At 69.0% G+C, this 20,801-nt stretch carries 8 protein-coding genes; 4 read left to right on the top strand and 4 right to left on the bottom strand.

Translation table 11 applies throughout. The features are described 5' to 3' along the window. The first annotated feature begins 25 nt into the window (after positions 1-25). From ACWEKS_RS13325 to ACWEKS_RS13310, 4 genes are all read left to right on the top strand, one after another. Complete coding sequence (locus tag ACWEKS_RS13325; protein ID WP_452340299.1) at positions 26-7,006, top strand: amino acid adenylation domain-containing protein; 6,981 nt, start codon at positions 26-28, stop codon at positions 7,004-7,006. Then, positions 7,003-14,532, top strand: a complete 7,530-nt coding sequence (locus ACWEKS_RS13320; protein ID WP_452340298.1) for an amino acid adenylation domain-containing protein — start codon at positions 7,003-7,005, stop codon at positions 14,530-14,532. Before ACWEKS_RS13325 ends, ACWEKS_RS13320 begins: the two co-directional genes overlap by 4 nt. Positions 14,533-14,914: 382 nt before the next feature. Further along, complete coding sequence (locus ACWEKS_RS13315) at positions 14,915-16,168, top strand: saccharopine dehydrogenase family protein (protein ID WP_452340297.1); 1,254 nt, start codon at positions 14,915-14,917, stop codon at positions 16,166-16,168. 50 nt (positions 16,169-16,218) lie between these two features. Next, positions 16,219-16,929: a transporter gene (locus ACWEKS_RS13310; protein ID WP_452340296.1), complete on the top strand. Its 711-nt coding sequence runs from the start codon at positions 16,219-16,221 to the stop codon at positions 16,927-16,929. Positions 16,930-17,123: 194 nt separating this feature from the next. Here ACWEKS_RS13310 and ACWEKS_RS13305 read toward each other — a convergent pair whose 3' ends face one another. The 4 genes from ACWEKS_RS13305 to ACWEKS_RS13290 form a co-directional block, all read right to left on the bottom strand. Further along, a complete protein-coding gene (locus ACWEKS_RS13305) occupies positions 17,124-17,726 on the bottom strand; it encodes a TetR/AcrR family transcriptional regulator (protein ID WP_452340295.1) in 603 nt (200 codons plus the stop codon). Further along, positions 17,723-18,703, bottom strand: coding sequence for an NADP-dependent oxidoreductase (locus ACWEKS_RS13300; RefSeq protein WP_452340294.1), 981 nt, complete (start codon positions 18,701-18,703; stop codon positions 17,723-17,725). Before ACWEKS_RS13300 ends, ACWEKS_RS13305 begins: the two co-directional genes overlap by 4 nt. Next, complete coding sequence (locus ACWEKS_RS13295; RefSeq protein ID WP_452340293.1) at positions 18,700-18,837, bottom strand: hypothetical protein; 138 nt, start codon at positions 18,835-18,837, stop codon at positions 18,700-18,702. Before ACWEKS_RS13295 ends, ACWEKS_RS13300 begins: the two co-directional genes overlap by 4 nt. Positions 18,838-19,062: 225 nt before the next feature. After that, positions 19,063-20,571: a carboxylesterase/lipase family protein gene (locus tag ACWEKS_RS13290; RefSeq protein ID WP_452340292.1), complete on the bottom strand. Its 1,509-nt coding sequence runs from the start codon at positions 20,569-20,571 to the stop codon at positions 19,063-19,065. Between the last annotated feature and the right edge of the window lie 230 nt (positions 20,572-20,801).

The following is a 20,801-nucleotide window of genomic DNA, read 5'->3' as shown; positions in this document are numbered from 1 at the left end:
CCCGGATTCGGGCACCGCTCCCGGAATGCTCGTCATCGCCGCGCACCACATCGCCGTCGACGGCGTCTCCTGGCGAATCCTGTTGCCCGACTTCATTGCCGCATGGGCGGCGGTCGCGGCGGGGAACACCCCGCGGCTGCCGGCGGTCGGAACATCCATGCGCCGATGGGCGCACGCCCTCGTCGACGCCGCGCACACCGAGGCGCTCACCGCGGAGCTGCCGCTCTGGCGCGAGATCGTCGAGGGCCCGGCGCCGTCCTTCGGCGAGCGGCCCTTCGATCCACACCGCGATATGGCAGCCGACGTCGCGCACACCTTTGTCGAACTCGACGAACGTGATACCGCCGCCATCCTCACCGCCATTCCCGAGCGCTACCGGGCCCGCGTCGCGGACGCGCTGCTGACCGCGCTCGCGCTGGCGGTGACGCGCTGGCGGTCGCGGCGCGGCGAGGACGAGCGGTCGGTGCTGCTGCGCCTGGAAGGCCATGGCCGCGAACAGGATGCGGTGCCCGGGACGGAGCTGTCGCGCACCGTCGGCTGGTTCACCTCCATCGTCCCGGCGCGGCTGGACCTGACCGGAGTGGATCTCGACGACGCCTTCGGCGGCGGCCCGGCCCTGGGAGTCGCGATCAAGGCCGTCAAGGAACAGCTGCGGGCAGCGCCGCACAATGGCTTCGGCTACGGCCTGCTCAGATACCTGAACGAGGACACCGCCGCCGCACTGCCGGCGGGCGAGCCGGGGGAGATCTCGTTCAACTACTTCGGGCACATCACCGGCCTCGACATTCCGGAGGAGCTGGCCGGAATCGGCTTCCTGCCCTCCACCGACTTCGGCATGCTGGCCATTCGTCCCGACGCCCGCCGGGGCGCGCTGGGTGCCGTGGAAGTGGATTCCATCGTCCTCGGCCAGCGCCTGGTGACCGGCTTCGGTTACGTGCGAGGCATATTCGGCGAGGCCGCGGGTGCGGAACTGGTCGAGCTGTGGCGTGCGGCGCTGGGCGCGCTCGCGCGCCACGCGCGCGATCCCCATACCGGCGGCGGGCACACCCCGTCCGACTTCCCGCTCGTGACCGTCACACAGGGCGATATCGACACCTGGGAACAGCGGTACCCGACGCTGAGCGAGGTGTGGCCGGCTGCGCCGCTGCAATCCGGCATGATGTTCCACGCTCTGTTCGATCCGGACGCGGTCGACGTGTACACGGTGCAGCTGGTGCTGGGCCTGGAGGGCGCGGTCGACGCGGCGCGCCTGCGGTCGGCCGCGGCGGCCGTGCTGGAGCGACATGCCAACCTGCGCACCGCCTTCGAGGTGGATGCCGCCGGGACCCCCGTCCAGATCGTCACCGGCGATGTGGTCCTGCCCTGGCGCGAGGTCGATCTGTCCGCGGCGGGCGGCGATGACCAGGGCCTCCTCGACGCCGAACGGACGATGCCGTTCGACCTCACCGCGCCGCCGCTGCTGCGCTTCCTCCTGCTCCGCCTCGGCGACGGGCGGACCCGGTTCGCCGTGACCTGCCACCACCTGCTCCTCGACGGTTGGTCCATCCCCCTGCTGCTGCGCGAGATCATGGCCGGTTACGCCGGTCTCGCGGTCGAACCTCCGCATCCTTACCGCCGCTATGTGGAATGGCTTGCCCGGCAGGACAACTCGCTTTCGCGACAGGTGTGGGCCAAGGCCCTGGCCGGGGTCACGGAGCCGACGCTGCTCGCGGATTCCGCCGCCGTGCACGCCCCCACCACCCTGCCCCGGGAGCGGGCGTTCGACCTGGACGAGGCGCAGACCCGGGCGCTGACCCGGCTGGCGACCGAGTTCGAGGTGACGATCAATACCGTCGTGCAGGCGGCCTGGGCGATCCTGCTGGCGCGCACCACCGACCGCGACGACGTCCTCTTCGGCACCACGGTCTCCGGCCGCCCCGCCGACCTCGCGGGCGTCGAGAACATCGTCGGATTGTTCATCAATACGATCCCGGTGCGCATTCGACTGACCCCGGGAGAGTCCGTGGGTGCGCTACTGCGTCGCGTACAGCGCGAGCAGTTCGAACTGACGGCCCACCACCACCTGGGCCTGCCGGATATCGGCGCGCAGACGCAGGTCGGTGAGCGGAACCTGTTCGACACGCTCCTGGTCGTCGAGTCCTACCCCGTCGACGAGGCGAAACTGCGGTCGGACGCCCTCGCATTCGCCGGTTTGGCCATCGGCGGATTCGAGTCCAGGGAGGCGACGCACTACGCGCTGACACTGACTGTCCGGCAAACCGATCGGCTGCACCTGCTGGCCGGCTGGTGGCCCGAGCTGCTCGACACGGAGACCGTGTCACGACTGGGCGAACGGCTGACCCGGGTACTGGCGGCGCTCGCCGCGAATCCGAATGCCGCTGTGGCGGACATCGATCCGATCGGCGAGGCGGAACACAACCGGGTGCGGGGCTGGCAGCGCCCCGCCGCGCCGGTGCCGGACGTGACGCTCGTGGATCTGTTCCGTGCCCAGGCCGCGGTGCGCGCAGATGCCGTCGCGGTGCGCTGCGGCGACCGCGCGCTGACCTACCGCGACCTCGACGCGGCCTCCGATGACCTGGCCCGCGCGCTCGCAGCGCACGGCGTCGGCGTGGAATCGCTGGTCGCCGTGGGTGTTTCACGATCAGTGGAGCTCATCGTGGCGCTCCTGGGAGTTCTCAAATCGGGCGCGGGTTACGTGCCGCTCGATCTCGGCAATCCGCCGCAGCGGCTCGAATTCATCCTCGGCGAGACCAACCCGGTCTGCGTCGTGACCACGGCCGCCGACCGTGCGGCACTGCCCGCGAGCGACCGGCCGTATCTGGTGCTCGACGGTGCCGACCGCGGCCACGCCAACGGCGCCGAGTCCTCGATCGCGCCGGGCCCGGACAATATCGCCTACGTGCTGTACACCTCGGGTTCCACCGGGCGTCCCAAGGGCGTGAGCGTGACGCATCGCAATGTCGTCGCCATGCTCGCCGCGACGCGCGGTCTGCTCGATACCGGCCACACCGATGTGTGGACCATGTTCCACTCGCATGCCTTCGACTTCTCGGTGTGGGAGATGTGGGGTGCGCTCGCGAGTGGCGGCACGCTCGTCGTCGTGGACGCCGGGTTGACACGCTCGCCCGACGAGTTCGCCGAACTGATTGCCCGCGAAGGCATTACGGTGCTGAGCCAGACACCCTCGGCCTTCGGCGCGCTCCTCGGCACCGGACTGCGCCCCGCCGCCGTGCCCGCGCTACGGCATATCGTGCTCGGTGGCGAAGCGCTGGATCCGGGTAGTCTGCGGGCGTGGTACGACACGGATCGGGCGGGGGCGGCCCGGATCTCGAACCTGTACGGCATCACCGAGGCGACCGTGCACGCCACCCACTTCGCGCTGGACCGTGCACACGCCGGGGCGGCGCAGACCAGCGTTGTTGGTCGTGGCCTACCGGGAATGACTGTGCGCGTGCTGGATTCGCGCCTGCGGCCGGCGCCGGTCGGCGCGCGCGGCGAGATCTATCTCGCGGGAGCCCAGCTCGCCCGTGGCTATCACGCCCGCCCCGCGACCTCCGCGGAGCGCTATGTGGCCGATCCGTTCGGTGCGCCCGGTGCCCGCATGTATCGCACCGGTGATCTGGCGCGCTGGAACGGCGGCGGGCAGCTCGAATATCTCGGCCGCGGTGACCAGCAGGTGAAGATTCGCGGCTACCGCATCGAACCGGGGGAGATCGAGGCCGCGCTGCTCGAGCACGAGTCGGTGGCTCGGGCGGTCGTCGTGGCCCGGGCCGGGGATTCCGGATCGGCACGCCTGATCGCCTATGTGGTTCCCGCCGTCGAGACCGCACCCGCGGTCGAGTCGTTGGAAACGCATATCGCACACCGTGTTCCCGTCTACATGCGCCCGGCTGCCATCGTGCTGGTCGATACGCTGCCGTTGACCGGCAACGGCAAGCTGGACGTGGCCGCGCTGCCCGATCCCGTTCCGGTGCCGCGCTCGGATCGGGCGCCGCGGACCCCCGCCGAACAGGTGGTGGCCGAGCTCTTCACCGAGGTGCTCGGTGTCGGCCGGCCGGGCGTGGACGACTCGTTCTTCGCGCTCGGCGGGGACAGCATCATCTCCATTCAGCTGGCCTCACGGGCGCGGGCTCGCGGCCTGCACTTCACGCCGCGCGAGGTGTTCGAGCGCCGGACGGTGGCCGGGATCGCCGCTGTCGCAAGGACACCGGAGGCGGATGCCGACGCACCTCGGATGCTGCCGGAATTGCCCGGTGGCGGGGTCGGCGACATGCCACTGACGCCCGTGGTCCGGTGGCTGGCCGAACGTGGCGGCGGTTTCGGCCGGGTCAATCAGACCCTCACCATCGAACTGCCCGCTCGCACCGGGCACGATCACTTGATCCGGGCCGTCTCGGCGCTGATCGACCGGCACGATATGTTGCGCAGCAGGTTGTTCCGCGACGACTCCGGCGAATGGCGATTCGAGACCATGTCGACGGATGCGCTCGATGCGTCGGAGCTGGTGCACCGCGGCACCTTCGAGGATGCCGCGGACACCGATACCCTGCGCGAGCTCGTCACCGCGGAACTCGACGCCGCGTTGGATCGCCTCGATCCCGCCGCCGGGGTGATGGTGCAGTTCGTCCGGCTCGATGCCGCGCGGGGGAGTGTGCCGGGCCGATTGATCATCTCCGTGCACCATCTCGCCGTGGACGGCGTGTCCTGGCGCATCCTGCTGCCCGACCTGTTCGCAGCCCTCGCGAGTGCCGCGAGTGGCGTGGTGCCGCAGCTGGATCCGGTGGGAACCTCCATGCGCCGCTGGGCGCACGGTCTGGTCGACGCGGCGAACGCGCCGCAGCGGGCCGCCGAGCTCGAATTCTGGCGGCGGGTGTGCGCGACACCGGATCCCCTGCTGGGCTACCGGCCGCTGGATCCCGCCGTCGATAACGCCTCCGGGCTCCGGACGGTCGAGGTCGCCGTGGACGAAACGGTCACCGAGGCGCTCGTGCGGACTGTTCCCGCACGCTTCCACATGGGTGTCGACGAGGTCCTGATCGCCGCGCTGGCCGTGGCGCTCGCGGTCTGGCGTGCCCGGTGGGGCACGCACGCTCCGGTTTCCCTGCTGCGGCTGGAAGGCCACGGGCGAGAGGAACAGATCGCGCCGGGCGCGGACCTGACCCGGACCGTGGGATGGTTCACCTCGCTGTACCCGGTTCGGCTCGATCTTCGTGAGATCGGTATCGAGGCGGCGTTGGCCGGGACCGAGGCGATCGGTGCCGTGCTCAAGACCATCAAGGAACAGCTGCGTGCCATCCCCGACCACGGAATCGGCTACGGATTGCTTCGCTACCTGAATCCCGAGGCCGCCCAACAGCTCCCGGCGGCCATGCCCGGACAGGTCGGCTTCAACTACCTGGGCCGCGTCGACGACCTGGGTGCGGGAGTGCTCGCGACACCGGCTGCCGACCCGGATCCGGACCTGCCCGCGGCTGTCGCCGTCGACGTGAACGCGATCGTGACGGGCACCGAGTTGCGCGCCGGATTCACCTATCCCACCACGCTTCTCGACGACGCGGCGGTCTCGCACCTGGCGCAGCTGTGGGTGACCGCGCTCGGAGCCATCGCCGGCCACGCCCGGGACGAACGCGCGGGCGGGCACACGCCGTCGGACTTCCCGCTGGTGCAGGTGAGCCGCGAGGACATCACCGGCTGGGAGCAGGACTACGGCCCGCTCACCGACGTGTGGCCGCTCGCGCCTTTGCAGTCGGGGCTGTTCGTCCACGCCGTCATAGCCACGGCGGCCGCCGCCGACGTCGCCGATGTCTACAACGTGCAGACGGTGTTGCGGCCCGGTGGCGCGATCGACCGCGACAGGCTGCGACAGGCCGGGCAGCGCATCCTGCAGCGCTATGCGAACCTGCGTGCGGCCTTCGTCTTCGACGCTTCGGGCACGCCCCTCCAGGTGGTGCCCGAAACGGTCGAACTGCCCTGGCGTGAAGTGGATCTGGCCACCGCGGATGATCTCGTGGAGCTGGCCGCACAGGAGCGTGCACGTCGATTCGATCCGGCCCGTCCGCCGCTGCTGCGCTTCACGCTCGCGCGTGTCGCGGGGGCCGAGACGGTGCTGATCGTGACCTATCACCACATCCTGTTCGACGGCTGGTCGCTACCGCTGGTGCTGCGCGATCTGCTCGCGCTCTACACCGGTGGGGAGCCGCTGCCCGCACCGGCAGGATCCTTCCGCGACTACCTCGCCTGGAACCACGGCCGGGACGCGGCCGCATCCACCCGGGCCTGGCGGCGAGTCCTGGACGGCGTGAGCACACTGACCCTGGTCGCCCCGCCCGCCCGCACTCGCGAAAGCACGGTCACGACAGGGGAATACCGCTGGTCCCTCGATGCGGAGACCACCGGCGAACTCGGTGGGACCGCCGCCGAACTCGGCGTCACTGTCAACACCGTGGTGCAGGTGGTCTGGGCAATCCTGCTGGGACGCAGGCTCGGACGCGGTGACGTGGTCTTCGGAGTGACCGTCTCCGGCCGCCCGGCCGCGCTGCCCGGCGTGGAATCCATTGTCGGACTGTGCATCAACACCGTGCCGGTACGCGTGCAATTCGGTCCGAACACGCCCGTGGCGGATCTGCTGCACGCGGTGCAGGCCGAACAGGCCGAAATGATCGAACACCACCAACTCGGGCTGAGCGAGATCCACGCTGCCGCCGGTCTGCGCGACATGCTGTTCGACACGGTGGTCGTCTTCGAGTCCTATCCGGTGGATGCCGAGCAACTCGACGCCGCGCTCGCCGGGCTGGACGGTGTGACCGGCGCGCGCCTCGAACTCACCGACGGCACCCACTATCCGCTGTCGGTCACCGTCGATCCGGGACCCGAACTGAGAGTCCGAATCGGTTATCTCCACAGTGTTTTCGACGAATCACAGGTGGCCGAGATCGGATCCGTCATGCGAGACCTGCTGACCGCCATCGCCCGAAATCCCCACGCGACCATCGAGGAGCTAGCATGACCCGGCGCCTACCGCTGACGCGCGCGCAACAACACGTCTGGGTCGCACAGCAACTCGACGACACCGGGCAGCGTCTGATCGTCGGCGGCTACGTGCAGATTCACGGCGCGCTCGACGAGCAGGTGTTCGAACGGGCACTGCGCCTCGTCATCGCCGGGGCGGAGTCACTGCGCGTGCGCTTCGACACCGAGGCCGACGGATCGGTCGTGCAGGTGGTGGAAGAAGTATCGGACTGGCCGTTGTACCGCAACAGCTTCCGCGCCGCCGCGGACGCGCACGGCGAGGCGCTGCGGTTCATGGAGACGGCCCTTGCACGGCCGTTCGACCTGGGGCGCGCGCCGCTGTTCGAACACCATCTGCTCGATGCCGGCGAGGCGGGCACGCTGTGGTTCATTCGCTCGCATCACGTGGTGCTCGACGGGGCGTCCTCGGCCGCCTTCATCCGGCGTGTCGCCGACACCTACACCGCTCTGCTCGACGGGCGTCCGGTCGCCGAATCGGTGTTCGACCGGGTGGCGGATCTGGTCGCCGAGGACGAGCGGTTCCGGACTTCCACGCGGTTCGCGGCCGACCGCGAATTCTGGGCGCAGCGGCTCGCCATCGGCGGGTCCTACGAGCCACCGCAGTTCGCCGCCGCGCCGGCGGCCGCGGACGGCAATCGGTACCTGCGGCAGGCCGGAGTGCTCGCCGAGGCCGAGTGGAAGACACTGCGCGCCCGGGCGGATGCCACCGGGACCCCGTGGCCGGTGTGGATGCTCGCCGCCATCGCGCTGCTGTTGCACGCGGATTCGGGCACACGCACGGTCACTGTCGGTCTGGCCGTGCCCGCCAAGCGCTCCCGGCACGCACTCGGCATGACGGCGAACATCCTGCCGCTGCGGATCACGATCGATCCGGCCGCCACCCTCGGCGAGCTCCTCGCCGCCGTGCGCGCCGAATCCCTGATCATCCTGCGCCACCAGCGTTTCCAGTACGGCGATATGCTCGCCGACCTGGGCGGGAGCGGGCTCGAGGGCGGCATCCTCGGGCCCACCGTCAATGTGATGCCCATGCAGCAGGATCTGCGCTTCGGATCCGAATCCGCCTCCCTGCGGCATTTGGCGGCCGGACGCTCCGACAATCTGAACATCAGCGTCTACGACAACGGCGATCCGGCGCTGTCGGTGGTGCTGGAATCGACGGCGCTGCGGTACTCCGAGCACGACCTCGCCGCGCACCACCACCGGCTCACCGAGACCGTCGCCGCCCTGGCCGTGGCCCCGGAGGACCTCCCGCTCGGCATGCTGCGGCCCACACTCGATCCGGCCGGGCCCGCGGACACCGACGAGGTAGCCGAAACACTCGTCGATCGATTCGACCGCATGGTGGCCGCGAACGGTGGGGCCGTCGCCGTGGTGCACGGCGACGAGCAGCTCACCTATGCCGAACTCGACGAGCGGGCTCGCAGACTGTCCCGGATCATTGCCGGATACGGGGTCGGCCCGGGGGAATTCGTCGGCCTCGCACTACCGCGCTCCATGGACCTCATCGTCGCCATCATCGCGGTGCTGCGCGCGGGTGCGGCCTATGTTCCGCTCGATCCGAGCTGTCCGCAGGGGCGGCTGCGGGCGGTCCTCGACGATGCCGCACCGGCGCTCGTACTCACGGGTGCTGGAGTCGAACTCCCGGAGGGGATCTCGGCCGCGCCCGTCCTGCGCCTCGGGGACCCGGTGCAGGTCGTTCCGAGCGAGCGCGCTGTGCTGCGGTCGCCGCACTTGCCTGCCTACGTGATTCACACCTCCGGAACGACCGGCCGCCCGAAGGGCGTGGTCGTCACACACGCGAATGTGGTCCGGCTGCTCACCGCGACCCGGCCGTGGTTCGAGTTCGGGCCCGATGATGTCTGGACCCTTTTCCACTCCGCCGCATTCGACTTCTCGGTGTGGGAGATCTGGGGAGCCCTGGGCCACGGCGGCAAGCTGGTCATCGTCGACGCCGAGACGGCGCGATCGCCGCGTGAATTTCTCGAACTGCTGGTGACGCAACGAGTCACGGTGCTCAATCAGACGCCTTCCGCCTTCGGGATGCTGGTCGACGCCGAGGCGAGCCGGCCGGCCGAAAGGGACCGGCTCGCACTGCGTTACGTGCTGTTCGGCGGTGAGCCGGTGGAGCCGTGGCGGCTGGCCGAATGGTGGTCGCGGCATGAACCGCGGGCGCCGCGGCTGGTCAATATGTACGGCATTACCGAGACGACGGTGTTCACCACCGGAACGCCGCTGACCGGTGTCGCGTCGGCCGGCGAAATCGGCACGGCTATACCGGATCTGGCCGTGTACATCCTCGACGCCGCGCTGCGGCCCGCCGCGCCCGGGGTGCCGGGTGAGCTCTACGTCGCCGGTCCCGGCGTCACCGCGGGATATCTGCGCCAGCCGGGCCGCACCGCCGTGCGCTTCACCGCCGATCCCTTCGGCGGGCCCGGCGCCGTCATGTATCGCAGCGGCGATGTGGCGCGGTGGACCGAGAGCGGGACACTCGAATACCTCGGGCGAGCCGACCGGCAGGTGAAGATCCGTGGCTTCCGCATCGAACCGGGCGAGATCGAGGCCGCCCTGTGCGCACTCCCGGCGGTGCGTGCGGCGGTGGTGCTGATCGTGGAACACCGGCCGGGTGACCGGCGGCTGGCCGCCTATGTCGCCGGCCCGGGTATCGACATCGGCGCGGTGCGCAGCGCGATCGCCGAACGGCTTCCCGCACATGCTGTTCCGTCCATCATCGTGGCGGTCGAGGCCATCCCGACGACCTCCAACGGCAAGATCGACGAACGCGCTCTGCGCGCGCTCACCGTTGATGGCACGGCGCCCGCCGACGGTGTTTCGCCGCGTGGCGATGCCGAGGCCCGCCTGCGCACCGTGTTCGAGGAAGTGCTCGGGCACAAGGGTTTCGGCGTCGAAGACGGTTTCTTCGCCATCGGCGGGGACAGCATCCTCGCCATCCGGCTGTCGGACCGGGCCCGGGCCGCCGGGCTCGCGATCACACCGCGGGATGTGTTCGAGCACCAGAGTATTCGTGCGCTGGCGCGCACGGTCGGGACGCCTTCGCCGGTACCCGCCCGAGCGGCGGTGAGCCCGCTCGCCATGCGCGACGGCCGTACCCTCCTGCCCGCGACTCCCTTGCAGGCCGGGCTGTTGTTCCACTCGCTGTACCAGGGCGGGGAAGGCGAGGACCCCTATCTCATACAGGTTGTGCTGACGGTGGACGGCCCGATCGACGCGGAGCGGCTGAGCGCTGCCCTGCGCGCGGTGCTCGATCGACATCCGCACCTGCTTGGCCGGTTCGTCGTGGATGGCGACACACCGGAATACGAGATTTGCGCTGACATCGAGTTGCCCTGGCGGGTAGTGGATCTCGGCGATCCGACTTCGGACGAGCGTGACGAGGCGGTGGAGCGGGTGCGCGCCGAGGACGCGCACACGGAGCCGCTGGTGGGTCCGTTGCTCACGGTAACTCTCGTTCGCACCGGGCCGAACTCCGCGACCCTGCTGGTGACGCACCACCATGCGCTGCTCGACGGCTGGTCGCTGGGCATCCTGCTCCGTGAACTGCTGCTGGGCTACCGCGGCCTCGAATTGCCCGCTGCCACACCGTTCACCGCATTCCTCGAACGGTCCGCGGCGCAGGACCGCGACGGCGCGCGCCGAGCCTGGGCCCAGGCCCTCGCCGGAGCCGAACCGTGCAAGGTCGCGCATGCCGACCGGCGGCGGTGGCGGCGGCCCGACGAGCGCAGCTTCGTCCTGCCCGCCGCCACGGTCACCGCGCTGCGCGAACAGGCCGCGGCGCACGGGCTCACGCTCAACTCGATGATCCAGGCGCTGTGGGCGCTGGTGATGTCGAATCTCACCGGAAGCGACGACGTCGTCTTCGGCATCACCGTCTCCGGCCGCGATGGTGGTGATCTGGACGGTGCCGTCGGGCTGCTCATGAATACCGTGCCGCTGCGGGTGCGCTCGCGCATGCCGGAGACGCCGATCGAACTCGCGGTCCGGATTCAGCGCGAACGCGTGGCGTTGATGGAGCACGACCATCTCGGGCTGCCCGACATCCTGGCGGCGGCGAGCGCGAGCGACCTGTTCGACACCTCGCTCGTCTTCGAGAACTTCCCCATCGATACCGCTCTGCTCGACGATCCGGACGCGGACTTGCGGGTGACCTCCGTGAATGTTGTCGGCGGAACACATTTCCCGCTGACCGTCATCGTGGAGCCCGCTGCGGGCGCGCTGACCTTCCGAATCGCGGTGCAGCTCGAACAGGTCGATGCCCTCACCGAGGTCGACGAGCTGTGGTCGCGCATCCTGGTCGCCGCGGCGGCGCTCACCGCACCGCGGCAGTCCCCGGTCGGGCAGCTCGACCTGCTGCCGCCCGCGCGCCGGGCCGAACTGCTCGCCGCCGGACGCGGCACCGCGGCCGAAATCGGCAATGACGGGCTCGCAGAATGTTTCGAGTCGACCGTACGGGTGCACGCACACGATGTCGCGCTCTGGTGCGACGGTGCGGAGCTCACCTACGCCGAGTTGAACGCGCGCGCCAATCAGGTCGCCCGCTGGCTGCGCACCCGCGGTGCGGGACCGGGCGTGCCGATCGGCATCGCAGTGCCGCGCTCGGTCGATCTCGTGGTCGTTTTTCTCGCCATCGCCAAGTTGGGCGCGGTCTGCGTACCGCTGAGCGACCGCTACCCGCCCGCGCACGTGCGGCGGCTGCTGGCGTTCACCGGTGCCGAACTGGTGATACATGAACTCGACAGTGCGGCAACCGAGTTCGACGTCAGCGATCTCGGCGTCACCGTACTGCCCGATGCCGTGGCCACGCTCATGTTCACCTCCGGATCGACCGGGGCGTCCAAGGGCGTGGAGGTCACCCACCGCAATATCGTGGCGCGCGCCCGCGACCGGATCGGCCGGGACGACGGGCACCAGCGAATGCTGATGCATCTGCCCTACACCTGGGACATGGTGGTGTGGGAGCTGTGGCTGCCGCTGCTCAACGGCCACGCCGTGGTGCTCGCGCGATCCGGCGTCCTCGATGTGCACGACTACACCGAGGTACTGCGCGCGGGCCGGGTCACCTCGATCATGCTGCCGCCGGGCCTGTTTCACCTACTCGCGGAGCAGATTCCGAATGAGCTCGCCGAACTGCGGATGATCGCGTCCGCCGGGGATGTGCTGCCGCCGCGGGCCGCCGCGACGGTACGGCGGGGTGAGCACCCGCCCGTGGTGAGAAATCTGTACGGGCCGGTCGAGGCGACCAGCTTCGCGCTCCACTTCGCGCTCCCGGCCGACATGTCTCCGGACAGTCCGGTCCCGATCGGACATCCGGCCGGCAATACCCGGGTCGTGGTACTGGACTCGGGCCTGCGACCGGTACCCGCCGGGGTGACCGGGGAGATCTTCCTGTCCGGTGCGGGACTCGCCAACGGCTACCACCGGGACCCGGTCCGCACCGCGGAACGCTTCGTCGCCGACCCGTTCGGCCCGGCCGGTGCGCGCATGTACCGCACCGGTGATCTCGGACGCTGGGGCGCCCACGGCCGGCTGCACTTCCTCGGCCGTGCCGATCGGCAGTTGAAGATCAACGGTTTTCGCGTCGAACCCGGGGAGGTCGAGGCGGCCATCCGGCGTGAACCCGGCATCACCGCGGCGATCGTCACGGCGCGCCGGGCCGCGAGCGGACAGTCGCTCATCGCGCACGTCGTCGGGGACAGCACCGTCGACACCGCCGCGCTGCGGACCCGGCTGGCAGCGTCCCTGCCGTCGTACCTGGTTCCGTCGGCCATCGTGGCCATGGACGAATTGCCATTGACTCCCATCGGCAAGCTCGATGTCGGCGCATTGCCGATGCCCATCGCCGGTGATCACGTTCCGGTTCGCACGCAACGGCAGCAGGTCATCGCGACGGCGTTCGTGCGGGCGCTGGGTGTGGCGGAAGTCGGTGTCACCGATGACTTCTTCGCGCTCGGCGGCAACTCGCTGTCCGCGATCCGCGTCGTCGCAGGCTTGCGGTCCGCGCTCGGAGTCGCGGTATCGCTGCGCGATCTGTTCGAATCGCCGACCATCGCCGCCCTCGAGCAGACCCTGGATCGGCGCGAATCCCGGGATCTCCCGCAGCACATCGCCGCCGGGCGCCGCACGGACCCGATCCCGCTCGCGCCCGCCCAGCAGCGGCTGTGGACCGTGAACTATCTCAGCGGCAACCGCCCCGACTATCTGATCGCCACCGGACTCGAGCTGCACGGGCCGCTCGATGTGAGGGCGGTGGACGCGGCGGTGAACGATGTGGTCGAGCGGCACGAGATCCTGCGAACCGTTCTGCCGTATGCCCTGGACGGTCCCATTCAGCGCATCCTGCCCATGGAGTCCGCGCGGCCGGATTTCCGCGTCGTGGACGTCTGTGACAGCGAAACCATCGATAGGACAGTCGATTCCGAGCTGCAACGCGGCTTCGACCTCACCACGGAACTACCTCTGCGCATCCGTCTCTTCCGCTCGAGCCCGGAGCATCACGTCCTGCTCGGCGTGCTGCACCACGCCGCCGGCGACGGCGAATCCCTGGCCGTGCTCCAGCGGGACCTGCTCACCGCCTACCGTGCGCGCGCTACCGGGCAAGCACCCCATTGGCACACTCCGGCAACACAGTTCGCGGACTACACCCTGTGGCTGAGGCAATCGCTCGACGCTGCCGGCGCGCACGGAGGCCTGCTGACCCGGCAGGCGCGCTACTGGCGCACCACACTCGACGGTCTGCCACCACATCCGGTGTTGCCCACCGACCGTCCGCGCGCCGAACGTCGGGAGAACATCGCGGCAGCCGTCCCCGTCCACATCGACGCCGCCACCCACCGCGCCCTCGCCCGCACCGCCCGCACCCACCGCGCGAGCACCTACATGCTCGTCCACACCGCCCTCGCGCTCGCCCTGTACGACCGGGGCGCGGGCCCCGACCTGCCCATCGGCGTCGCCCTGAGCGCCCGCGACGCCGAGGGCCTGCAGGACCTGGTCGGCTGCGTCGTCGACACCGCGATCGTCCGCGTCGACCTCTCCGGCGACCCGCCCCACTCCGACCTCGTCCAACAGGTCCGCGAACGCGTCCTCGCCGCCTACGACAACAAGGAGTTCCCGTTCGACAACCTCGTCGAACTCCTCAACCCACCCCGCTCTCGAACCCACCACCCGCTCTTCCAGGTCATGGTCACCTACCTTCGCGGAACCGAAATCGCCACAGCCGGAGCCGAACTGACCATCCGCCACCGCCCGGTCCCGGTCCGCCACACCCCCTGGGAACTTCTACTCAACCTGCGTGAGGAGTACACCCCCGACGGCGACCACGCCGGGATCCACGGCGAAATGATCTACGCCGCCGAACTTTTCGACCACGCCACCGTCGAATCCATTGTCACCGCCATGGCCTCCGCCCTGGAGACGCTGTGTACCGAACCGGCGCCCACCGCTCACCCGCACCACCGGGCAGACCACGGGGATCAGGTCCTACCCCAGTAGGCGGCCGATCCGGAGTCGGTGATCCGCGAGTCGCGGCGAGCGCACCCCAGGTGAGGAGCCAGGCGGGATCTCCTACGGCTCGCCGTACGGGGCGTCGTCGGCGCCGAGGCGATGAACCGCCACGGCGTGCCGTCGGAGGTGGACGCCCGGCGTGCTCAACCGCTGGTTCCCGGACGTGGCCTGGCAGGACAACGTCGTGTCGCGGCGGTTCGTCGAGCCCCGACGGCCCGTTACATTTTCGATAAGGCTGTAACAATTTCGGCGAACGGCTAGCGCCGAGTGCGCCTCCGCACTAGCTTCTACTCATCAAACTCGAACTCGAATCGACTACGAGTAATGTCACCTGGACCGCACGCGGCCCTCGATCCACAGGAGCATGACCATGGGCACCAAGCGAATAGTCTTCATCGGGGCCGCGGGAGAGATGTGTCGGCTTGCCATTGAACGGTTCGCCGTCGCTGGTGGGGACTGGGAGCTGGCCCTGTACGACATCCGTCCCGAGCTGCTCGATCAGCTGCTGCAGCGGCTGCCGTCCGGCCTGGCGACCGCCGCACAGCTCGACCTGTACGACCGCGAAGGGCTTCGCACGGCCATCGAGGGGGCCGCGCTGGTGGTGCTCGGCGCCGGTCCGTACAACCGCACCGCCGGTCCCGTGATGGAGGCGTGCCTGGAGGCCAGGGTGCCCTATCTCGATTTCGACGACGATATCGAGAGCACCCTGCACGCGCTGTCCATGCACGACGACGCCCGGGCGGCGGGAGTCCCGATGTACATCGGCTGCGGTGCGTCGCCCGGCTTCACCAACGTGCTGGTCGCCGACGCGGCCGGCGAGCTGGACCGGGTCGACAACATCGACGTGTACTGGGTCGTCGGCGATGAGCGCGGAGCCGTCGGCCGCGCGGTTCTCGACCACATGCTGCGGGTCGCCGCGGGTCCCTGCGTGACCTGGGAGAACGGCGGACCGGTGTTCCACCAGTCCTGGGTGGAGACCCGCTGGACGGAGCTGGGTGCCGGACTGGGGCTGACCATGGTGCACGAGACCGCTCACCCGGAGCCGGTGACCTTGCCGCGAAAGTACCCGGATGCCAAGAACATTCGCTGCTTCGGCGGGCTCGATCCGGCCCCCTACAACGGCATGGTCCGCGGCGTCGGCCTGGCGGTCCAGAAGGGCGACATGCCGATGAACAAGGCCATCGACTTCTTGGAAGCCGTGATGACGAACAAGTTCGGCAGCGTGAAGGGCTGGCGCAAGGTCCTGTCCGGATTGCGGAACCTCGTGCGTACCGGTGAGGCGACCCGCACCGAGCTGGTCAAGTTCCTTGCCCTGGCGGCGGTGGGCCATACCTTCCCCCACAAAACCGCCCTGAAGGTCGAGGTGACCGGCCTCCGAAATGGCGTGCCCACGGTGGTCAGCCGCCGTACTCCGGTGAGTGGACCTGGCACCTATCTGTTCACCAATATGGCCGCGGCGACGGGAACGGCCTGCGCCGCGTTCATGGTGGTGGCACTCGACGAAGAGCCCGGAACCCACGCAGGGGTATTCACGCCTGAAGAGTGGGCCGAGCCGGAGCGGTTCTACAAGGCCCTCGAACGTGTCGGCACCCCGCGCGAGGAGATCTTCGAAGTCGCGCACTAGGTGTCGGTTCCTCGACACGTCAAATATCGAGCCTCGAAGCAAGGTTGGTCATGGATCTCAAAACCGCACTGTACGCACTCGCCGATCTCCTCATGATCGCCGCCGGGTTCACCACCGGCTGGAAGTTCATCCGGGACTACAGAAACTACTTACTCGGCCTCGAATGGATCATCGTCGCGACCTCGGGAACCAACTTCCTCATTTACGGGCTGGTCGGCGCGAACGAAACCAGTCCGATGTATCACCTCGCCTTCTTCTTCGATGCGTTCTCCCGGTCGGTCGGAATCACCGTGATTCTCGTCCTGGGTCTGATGCAGGTCACCCACGGGTTCAAGCCTTCGCTTGCCGGCGATATCGGCGTGTTCGGGCTGGCCATCGTGGGTGGACTGGTCATGTCCTTCTTCGCCGATGAACTCGGGCTGGCCGGGGCGATCTTCTATGTCGTGATGAACGCCCTGACCACCTTGTTCCTGCTCTATTTCGCGTGGCGGCTGTGGAACATCGGTGAGCGCGGTCACGCGATTGCGGTAGCGGCCGTCTCCGCTGCGGCAGCCGCGATAGCCGGGATGTACAACTTCTACCGCATACCCGGCGACGACGAGCACCACACGATCTTCTACATCCTGGCCCTCACCACCTGGGCCTCCCAAATGGTCGTGTACTACTTCGGCTATCGCGCGCTGCAAAAAAGCAATGACCGAATTGCAACTGGTCGAGCACCAGGGTCCTCGGTCGCGAGTTCGGCGGCAGCGTTCGACTGAGTTGATGCCGTCGCCGAAGCCACCTGGTTGAAGGACCTCGAACGTGAAAACTCCACCCTGAAAAGGCTTCTCGCCGAAGCTGAGCTGGAGAAGGCAGCCCTGAAGGAGATCGCCAAGGGAAAAGGTCGGTCCATCGCAGGTTTGTGATGGACCGACCTCCTTCCTGCCCGCATTCTGGCGAGGCTCGGGGGTGTTCAGTTCCCGACGGAACGCGCCTGGCGCCCGTCCATCAGGTCCTCGGCCAATGCCGTGAGGCGGACGGCGGGTCCACCGGTCGGGTAGATTCCGCCGACCGCGAAGGCACCGACGATGGCGAGGTGGAGCTGATCGGCGAGCCGATCGCCGTCCGGGACGCCGAGGCGTGCCGTCAGCGCGCGGAGCCGTCGCGCGAGTTCGTGTTCGTGCTCGGCGCACCGCTGCCGGATCTGCTCCGATTGCGCATTGCTGAATTCCGCGGCTGTGTTGACGAAAGCGCAGCCGCGGTAGCCCTCTCGCGTCGCGACGTCCTGAATCCAGGAGAGCTGGGCGTCGAGTTCGGCCCGTGCGTCGGCGTGACGCGACGCGGTCTGGTCCCAGTGGGCCCAGAACCGGTCGTCGCGCCGCTGCAGCACCGCGAGCACGAGGTCGTCCTTGGTGGGGAACCAGCGATACAGGCTCGCCTTCGCCATCCCCGCCCGTCGCACCACCTCATCGACACCGATGGCACGTACACCGTGGTCGTAGAAGAGGTCGGTCGCGATGCCGACGAGCTTGTCGCGCACCGCGATTCCGCGTAGCTGCTTGGGCTTTTCGGTCACACCGGATCCGTCGAGCTCACCGTGATCGCGGCCTTGCCGAAGCCACGCCGGTCCTTGACCCACTGCTGGGCATCGGCCGCCTGGGCGAGATCGAACTCGGCACCGACGATGACGCGCACCGCGCCCGAATCGACCAACTCCGCGATGGCCGTGAGGGCGGTGGGATCGGGTTCCACCAGGCACGAGGCCACATGGATACCTCGCTCCGCCGCAGCGGCCTGGTATCCCTTGACCGACCATGCGGTCGCCAAGGCGATCACGCCTCCGGGCGTCACGCGGTCGAACAGCGAAGCGCCGAAATCGAATCCGACCAGATCGATCGCCGCGTCGACCTTCCCGATCGCCGTGACAGCGTCCGGGTCGGTGTAGTCCACGCAGGTGTGCGCGCCCAATTCGTACAGTGCGGCATGGTGATCGGGACGCACCAGGGCAGTGACCGTGGCGCCGCGCGCGACCGCCAACTGCACCGCGAGGTGACCCACGCCGCCGGAGGCGCCACTGATCAGAACGTGCTGACCGGCGCGTGCCCCGACCGCGTCGAGCATCTGCCAGGCCGTCAGCGCGGCCATCGGCAAGCACGCCGCCTCCGCGAAGGAAGCCGACTTCGGCATCGGCACAAGGTGATACGCCGGCACCGTCATGTATTCGGCATACGTGCCCGCGGGATAGGGGAACCAGGCCAGACCGTAGAGGCGGTCGCCCACGGCATAGCGCGTCACTCCGTAGCCCACCGCATCCACCACACCAGCGACGTCCCACCCGGGGATGCAGGGCAGCCGCATGGACTGCTCGTAGCCGGAATTGTTGCCGGTGTGCATGTCGATCGGGTTCACGCTGGTAGCCCGCACCGCGATACGGACCTCACCCGCGGCGGGCTCCGGCCGTTCGACGTCGGCGATCTCCAGTGGTGATCCCCAGTTCTCGTGCCGAGCCGCGCGCATGGTGGTGGTGCTCGGCCGGCGAGCGCCGACGATCATGACGCCCGCACCAGGGCGCTCGCGTCGACGCCGTACACGGCCATCGCGGCCGCCACGTCCTGTCGGTTTTTCGCCTCTGCCAATCGTTCGACGATCTGGACGGCTTCCCGCACGTCCAGTACCTGCGCAACCATGTTCGACTCGCCTCCATCGGGCCAAAATCGAGACTGACCTGTCTCGATTTCAAGATAGTGGTGGGGCCGCATCCGCGTCAAGCCGGGCGTACGTCGACCGGTCGTGGACTGCGCATGGCCAACGCGCCCGGATTCGTTGGTTCCCAACGCCTCTCGCCGGCTCGAGCGGGCACGCACGATAAAGGCCGCAGGTTCCTGACCTACGGCCTTTGCCATTTCATGCCGCTAGACCGGCGCGCCGGAGGTGAGCTTCGCTCGGCGCAGGGCGCGTAGTTCGTCCGCGCGGGGGTCGGCCACCTCATGGGATTCCGGGGCGTCGAAGACGCGAACGGTGCGGGTGGTGGTGTCGAAGCGGGACCAGCCCGGGTCGCCGTGGGTGGCGAAGCGCACCCAGGCGCGATGCACCTCGTCGGCCAGGGGCTGCGGTGGGTTCGAGCCGGTCAGGGTGTGGGCGGCGGCGAGTTGGTCGAAGACGAAAGGGACCTCGATGACGTGGCAGGCGCCCAGGTCGGCAATGGCTGAGCGCCAGGCGAATTCGTAGACGTAGGCCGGGTTGCCCGCTGCGGCGGTGGCTTCCGCGATGCGCATGGCGTCATCGCGGAAGACGAGGTCGGTGAGGACGGCGGCGAACACGTCCGCGGGTGTGGCGTTCGGCCGGTTGGCGGCGTAGCGCGCGCCGACCGATGGATCCAGACCGTAGCGCGCGAGGAAATGCGGCAGTGTCTGGTCGGTGATTCCGGCGGCGAGACCGGAGGGGAAGGTGAAGAATCGGAATTCCTCGGCGGTCCATCCGGTGAGCAGAGGCACGGTCCGATCCGGTTGAGCGGCAAGGATATCCGCCGGACGGTCCGGGATCACATCGCCGTCGATCATCGGGAAGAAGCTCATGATGCCGAGGCCGTTGGCGACGATCGACGCACCCCAGCGGTCCGGATCCGGGGCGGTCATCAGCGCCAGGGCGAGCGCATCCTGGCCGCTGCGCAGCTCCTGCGGCCCGAGCCGGCCGAAGGCGGACGCGGTCGGTTCGATGCCGAGCAGATCGGCCAGCTGCCGCGCCACCTTGCCCGCGTCCTCCGCGGTGGCGACCGCGGAACCATTGGCGCTCTGTGCGATCGCGCGCCGGAACAGCCCGCGTGCCCGCGGTGACGCGAGCAGCGCCACCACGCTCATCCCGCCCGCGGATTCGCCGAAGACCGTCACATTGCCGGGATCGCCGCCGAAGGCCGCGATGTTCTCGCGCACCCACTCCAATGCGAAGATCTGGTCGCGCAGACCACGATTCGACGCGGATCCGGGAATCGCGGCGAACCCCGAGATGCCGAGCCGATAGTTGATCGACACCACCACGACGCCGTCGCGCGCGAAGGCGGTGCCGTCGTAGATGCGCCGGGCGTTCGACCCACGGACGAACGCCCCGCCGTGAATCCACACCAGCACCGGCAGACCGGACCCCGTGTGATCGGGCGTCCACACATTGACGTTCAGATACTCGTCGCCGGGGATCCCGTCGCTGCCGATGAGGGCGTGAATCGGTGCCGGATACGGGGATTGCACACAGGTGGGTCCGAATTCGAGGGCTTCGCGCACCCCCGACCAGGCTTCGACCGGTCGCGGGGCTTCGAACCGGGCCGGCCCGATCGGCGCCGCCGCGTAAGGGATGCCGAGGAAACGGGTGACGCCGCCCTCGCGCGTGCCCAGAACCTTGCCGCCGGTGACGGACACGATCTCTGCCATCTTGAACTCCTTCGCCGACATCAACTATCGCGCAGCGATCGCGGGGTGGACCCGATTCCGAGTTTTCCGGCTACGGTGCACGCGACTCGATGCGATGGCGCGATACACGCGCCGAGGAGCGGGCGGCGCGGCGATTTGGCAGACGGTAGGAGACATGTGGCGGACCGGACGTCTGGTCTCGCGGACTGCGTCCGATTATCGGACCACTCACCGAACCGACTCACCTCCCC

The organism is Nocardia sp. NPDC004711, from assembly GCF_053601595.1.
This window is presented reverse-complemented; position numbering and strand designations above follow the sequence as displayed.

Excerpts from the sequence above, each read along its gene's own strand:
- ACWEKS_RS13325 (WP_452340299.1), top strand. The coding sequence starts at position 26 with ATGCTCGTCATCGCCGCGCACCACATCGCCGTCGACGGCGTCTCCTGG.
- ACWEKS_RS13290 (WP_452340292.1), bottom strand. The coding sequence starts at position 20,571 with ATGGCAGAGATCGTGTCCGTCACCGGCGGCAAGGTTCTGGGCACGCGC.
- ACWEKS_RS13300 (WP_452340294.1), bottom strand. The coding sequence starts at position 18,703 with ATGATCGTCGGCGCTCGCCGGCCGAGCACCACCACCATGCGCGCGGCT.
- ACWEKS_RS13295 (WP_452340293.1), bottom strand. The coding sequence starts at position 18,837 with ATGGTTGCGCAGGTACTGGACGTGCGGGAAGCCGTCCAGATCGTCGAA.
- ACWEKS_RS13310 (WP_452340296.1), top strand. The coding sequence starts at position 16,219 with ATGGATCTCAAAACCGCACTGTACGCACTCGCCGATCTCCTCATGATC.
- ACWEKS_RS13320 (WP_452340298.1), top strand. The coding sequence starts at position 7,003 with ATGACCCGGCGCCTACCGCTGACGCGCGCGCAACAACACGTCTGGGTC.
- ACWEKS_RS13315 (WP_452340297.1), top strand. The coding sequence starts at position 14,915 with ATGGGCACCAAGCGAATAGTCTTCATCGGGGCCGCGGGAGAGATGTGT.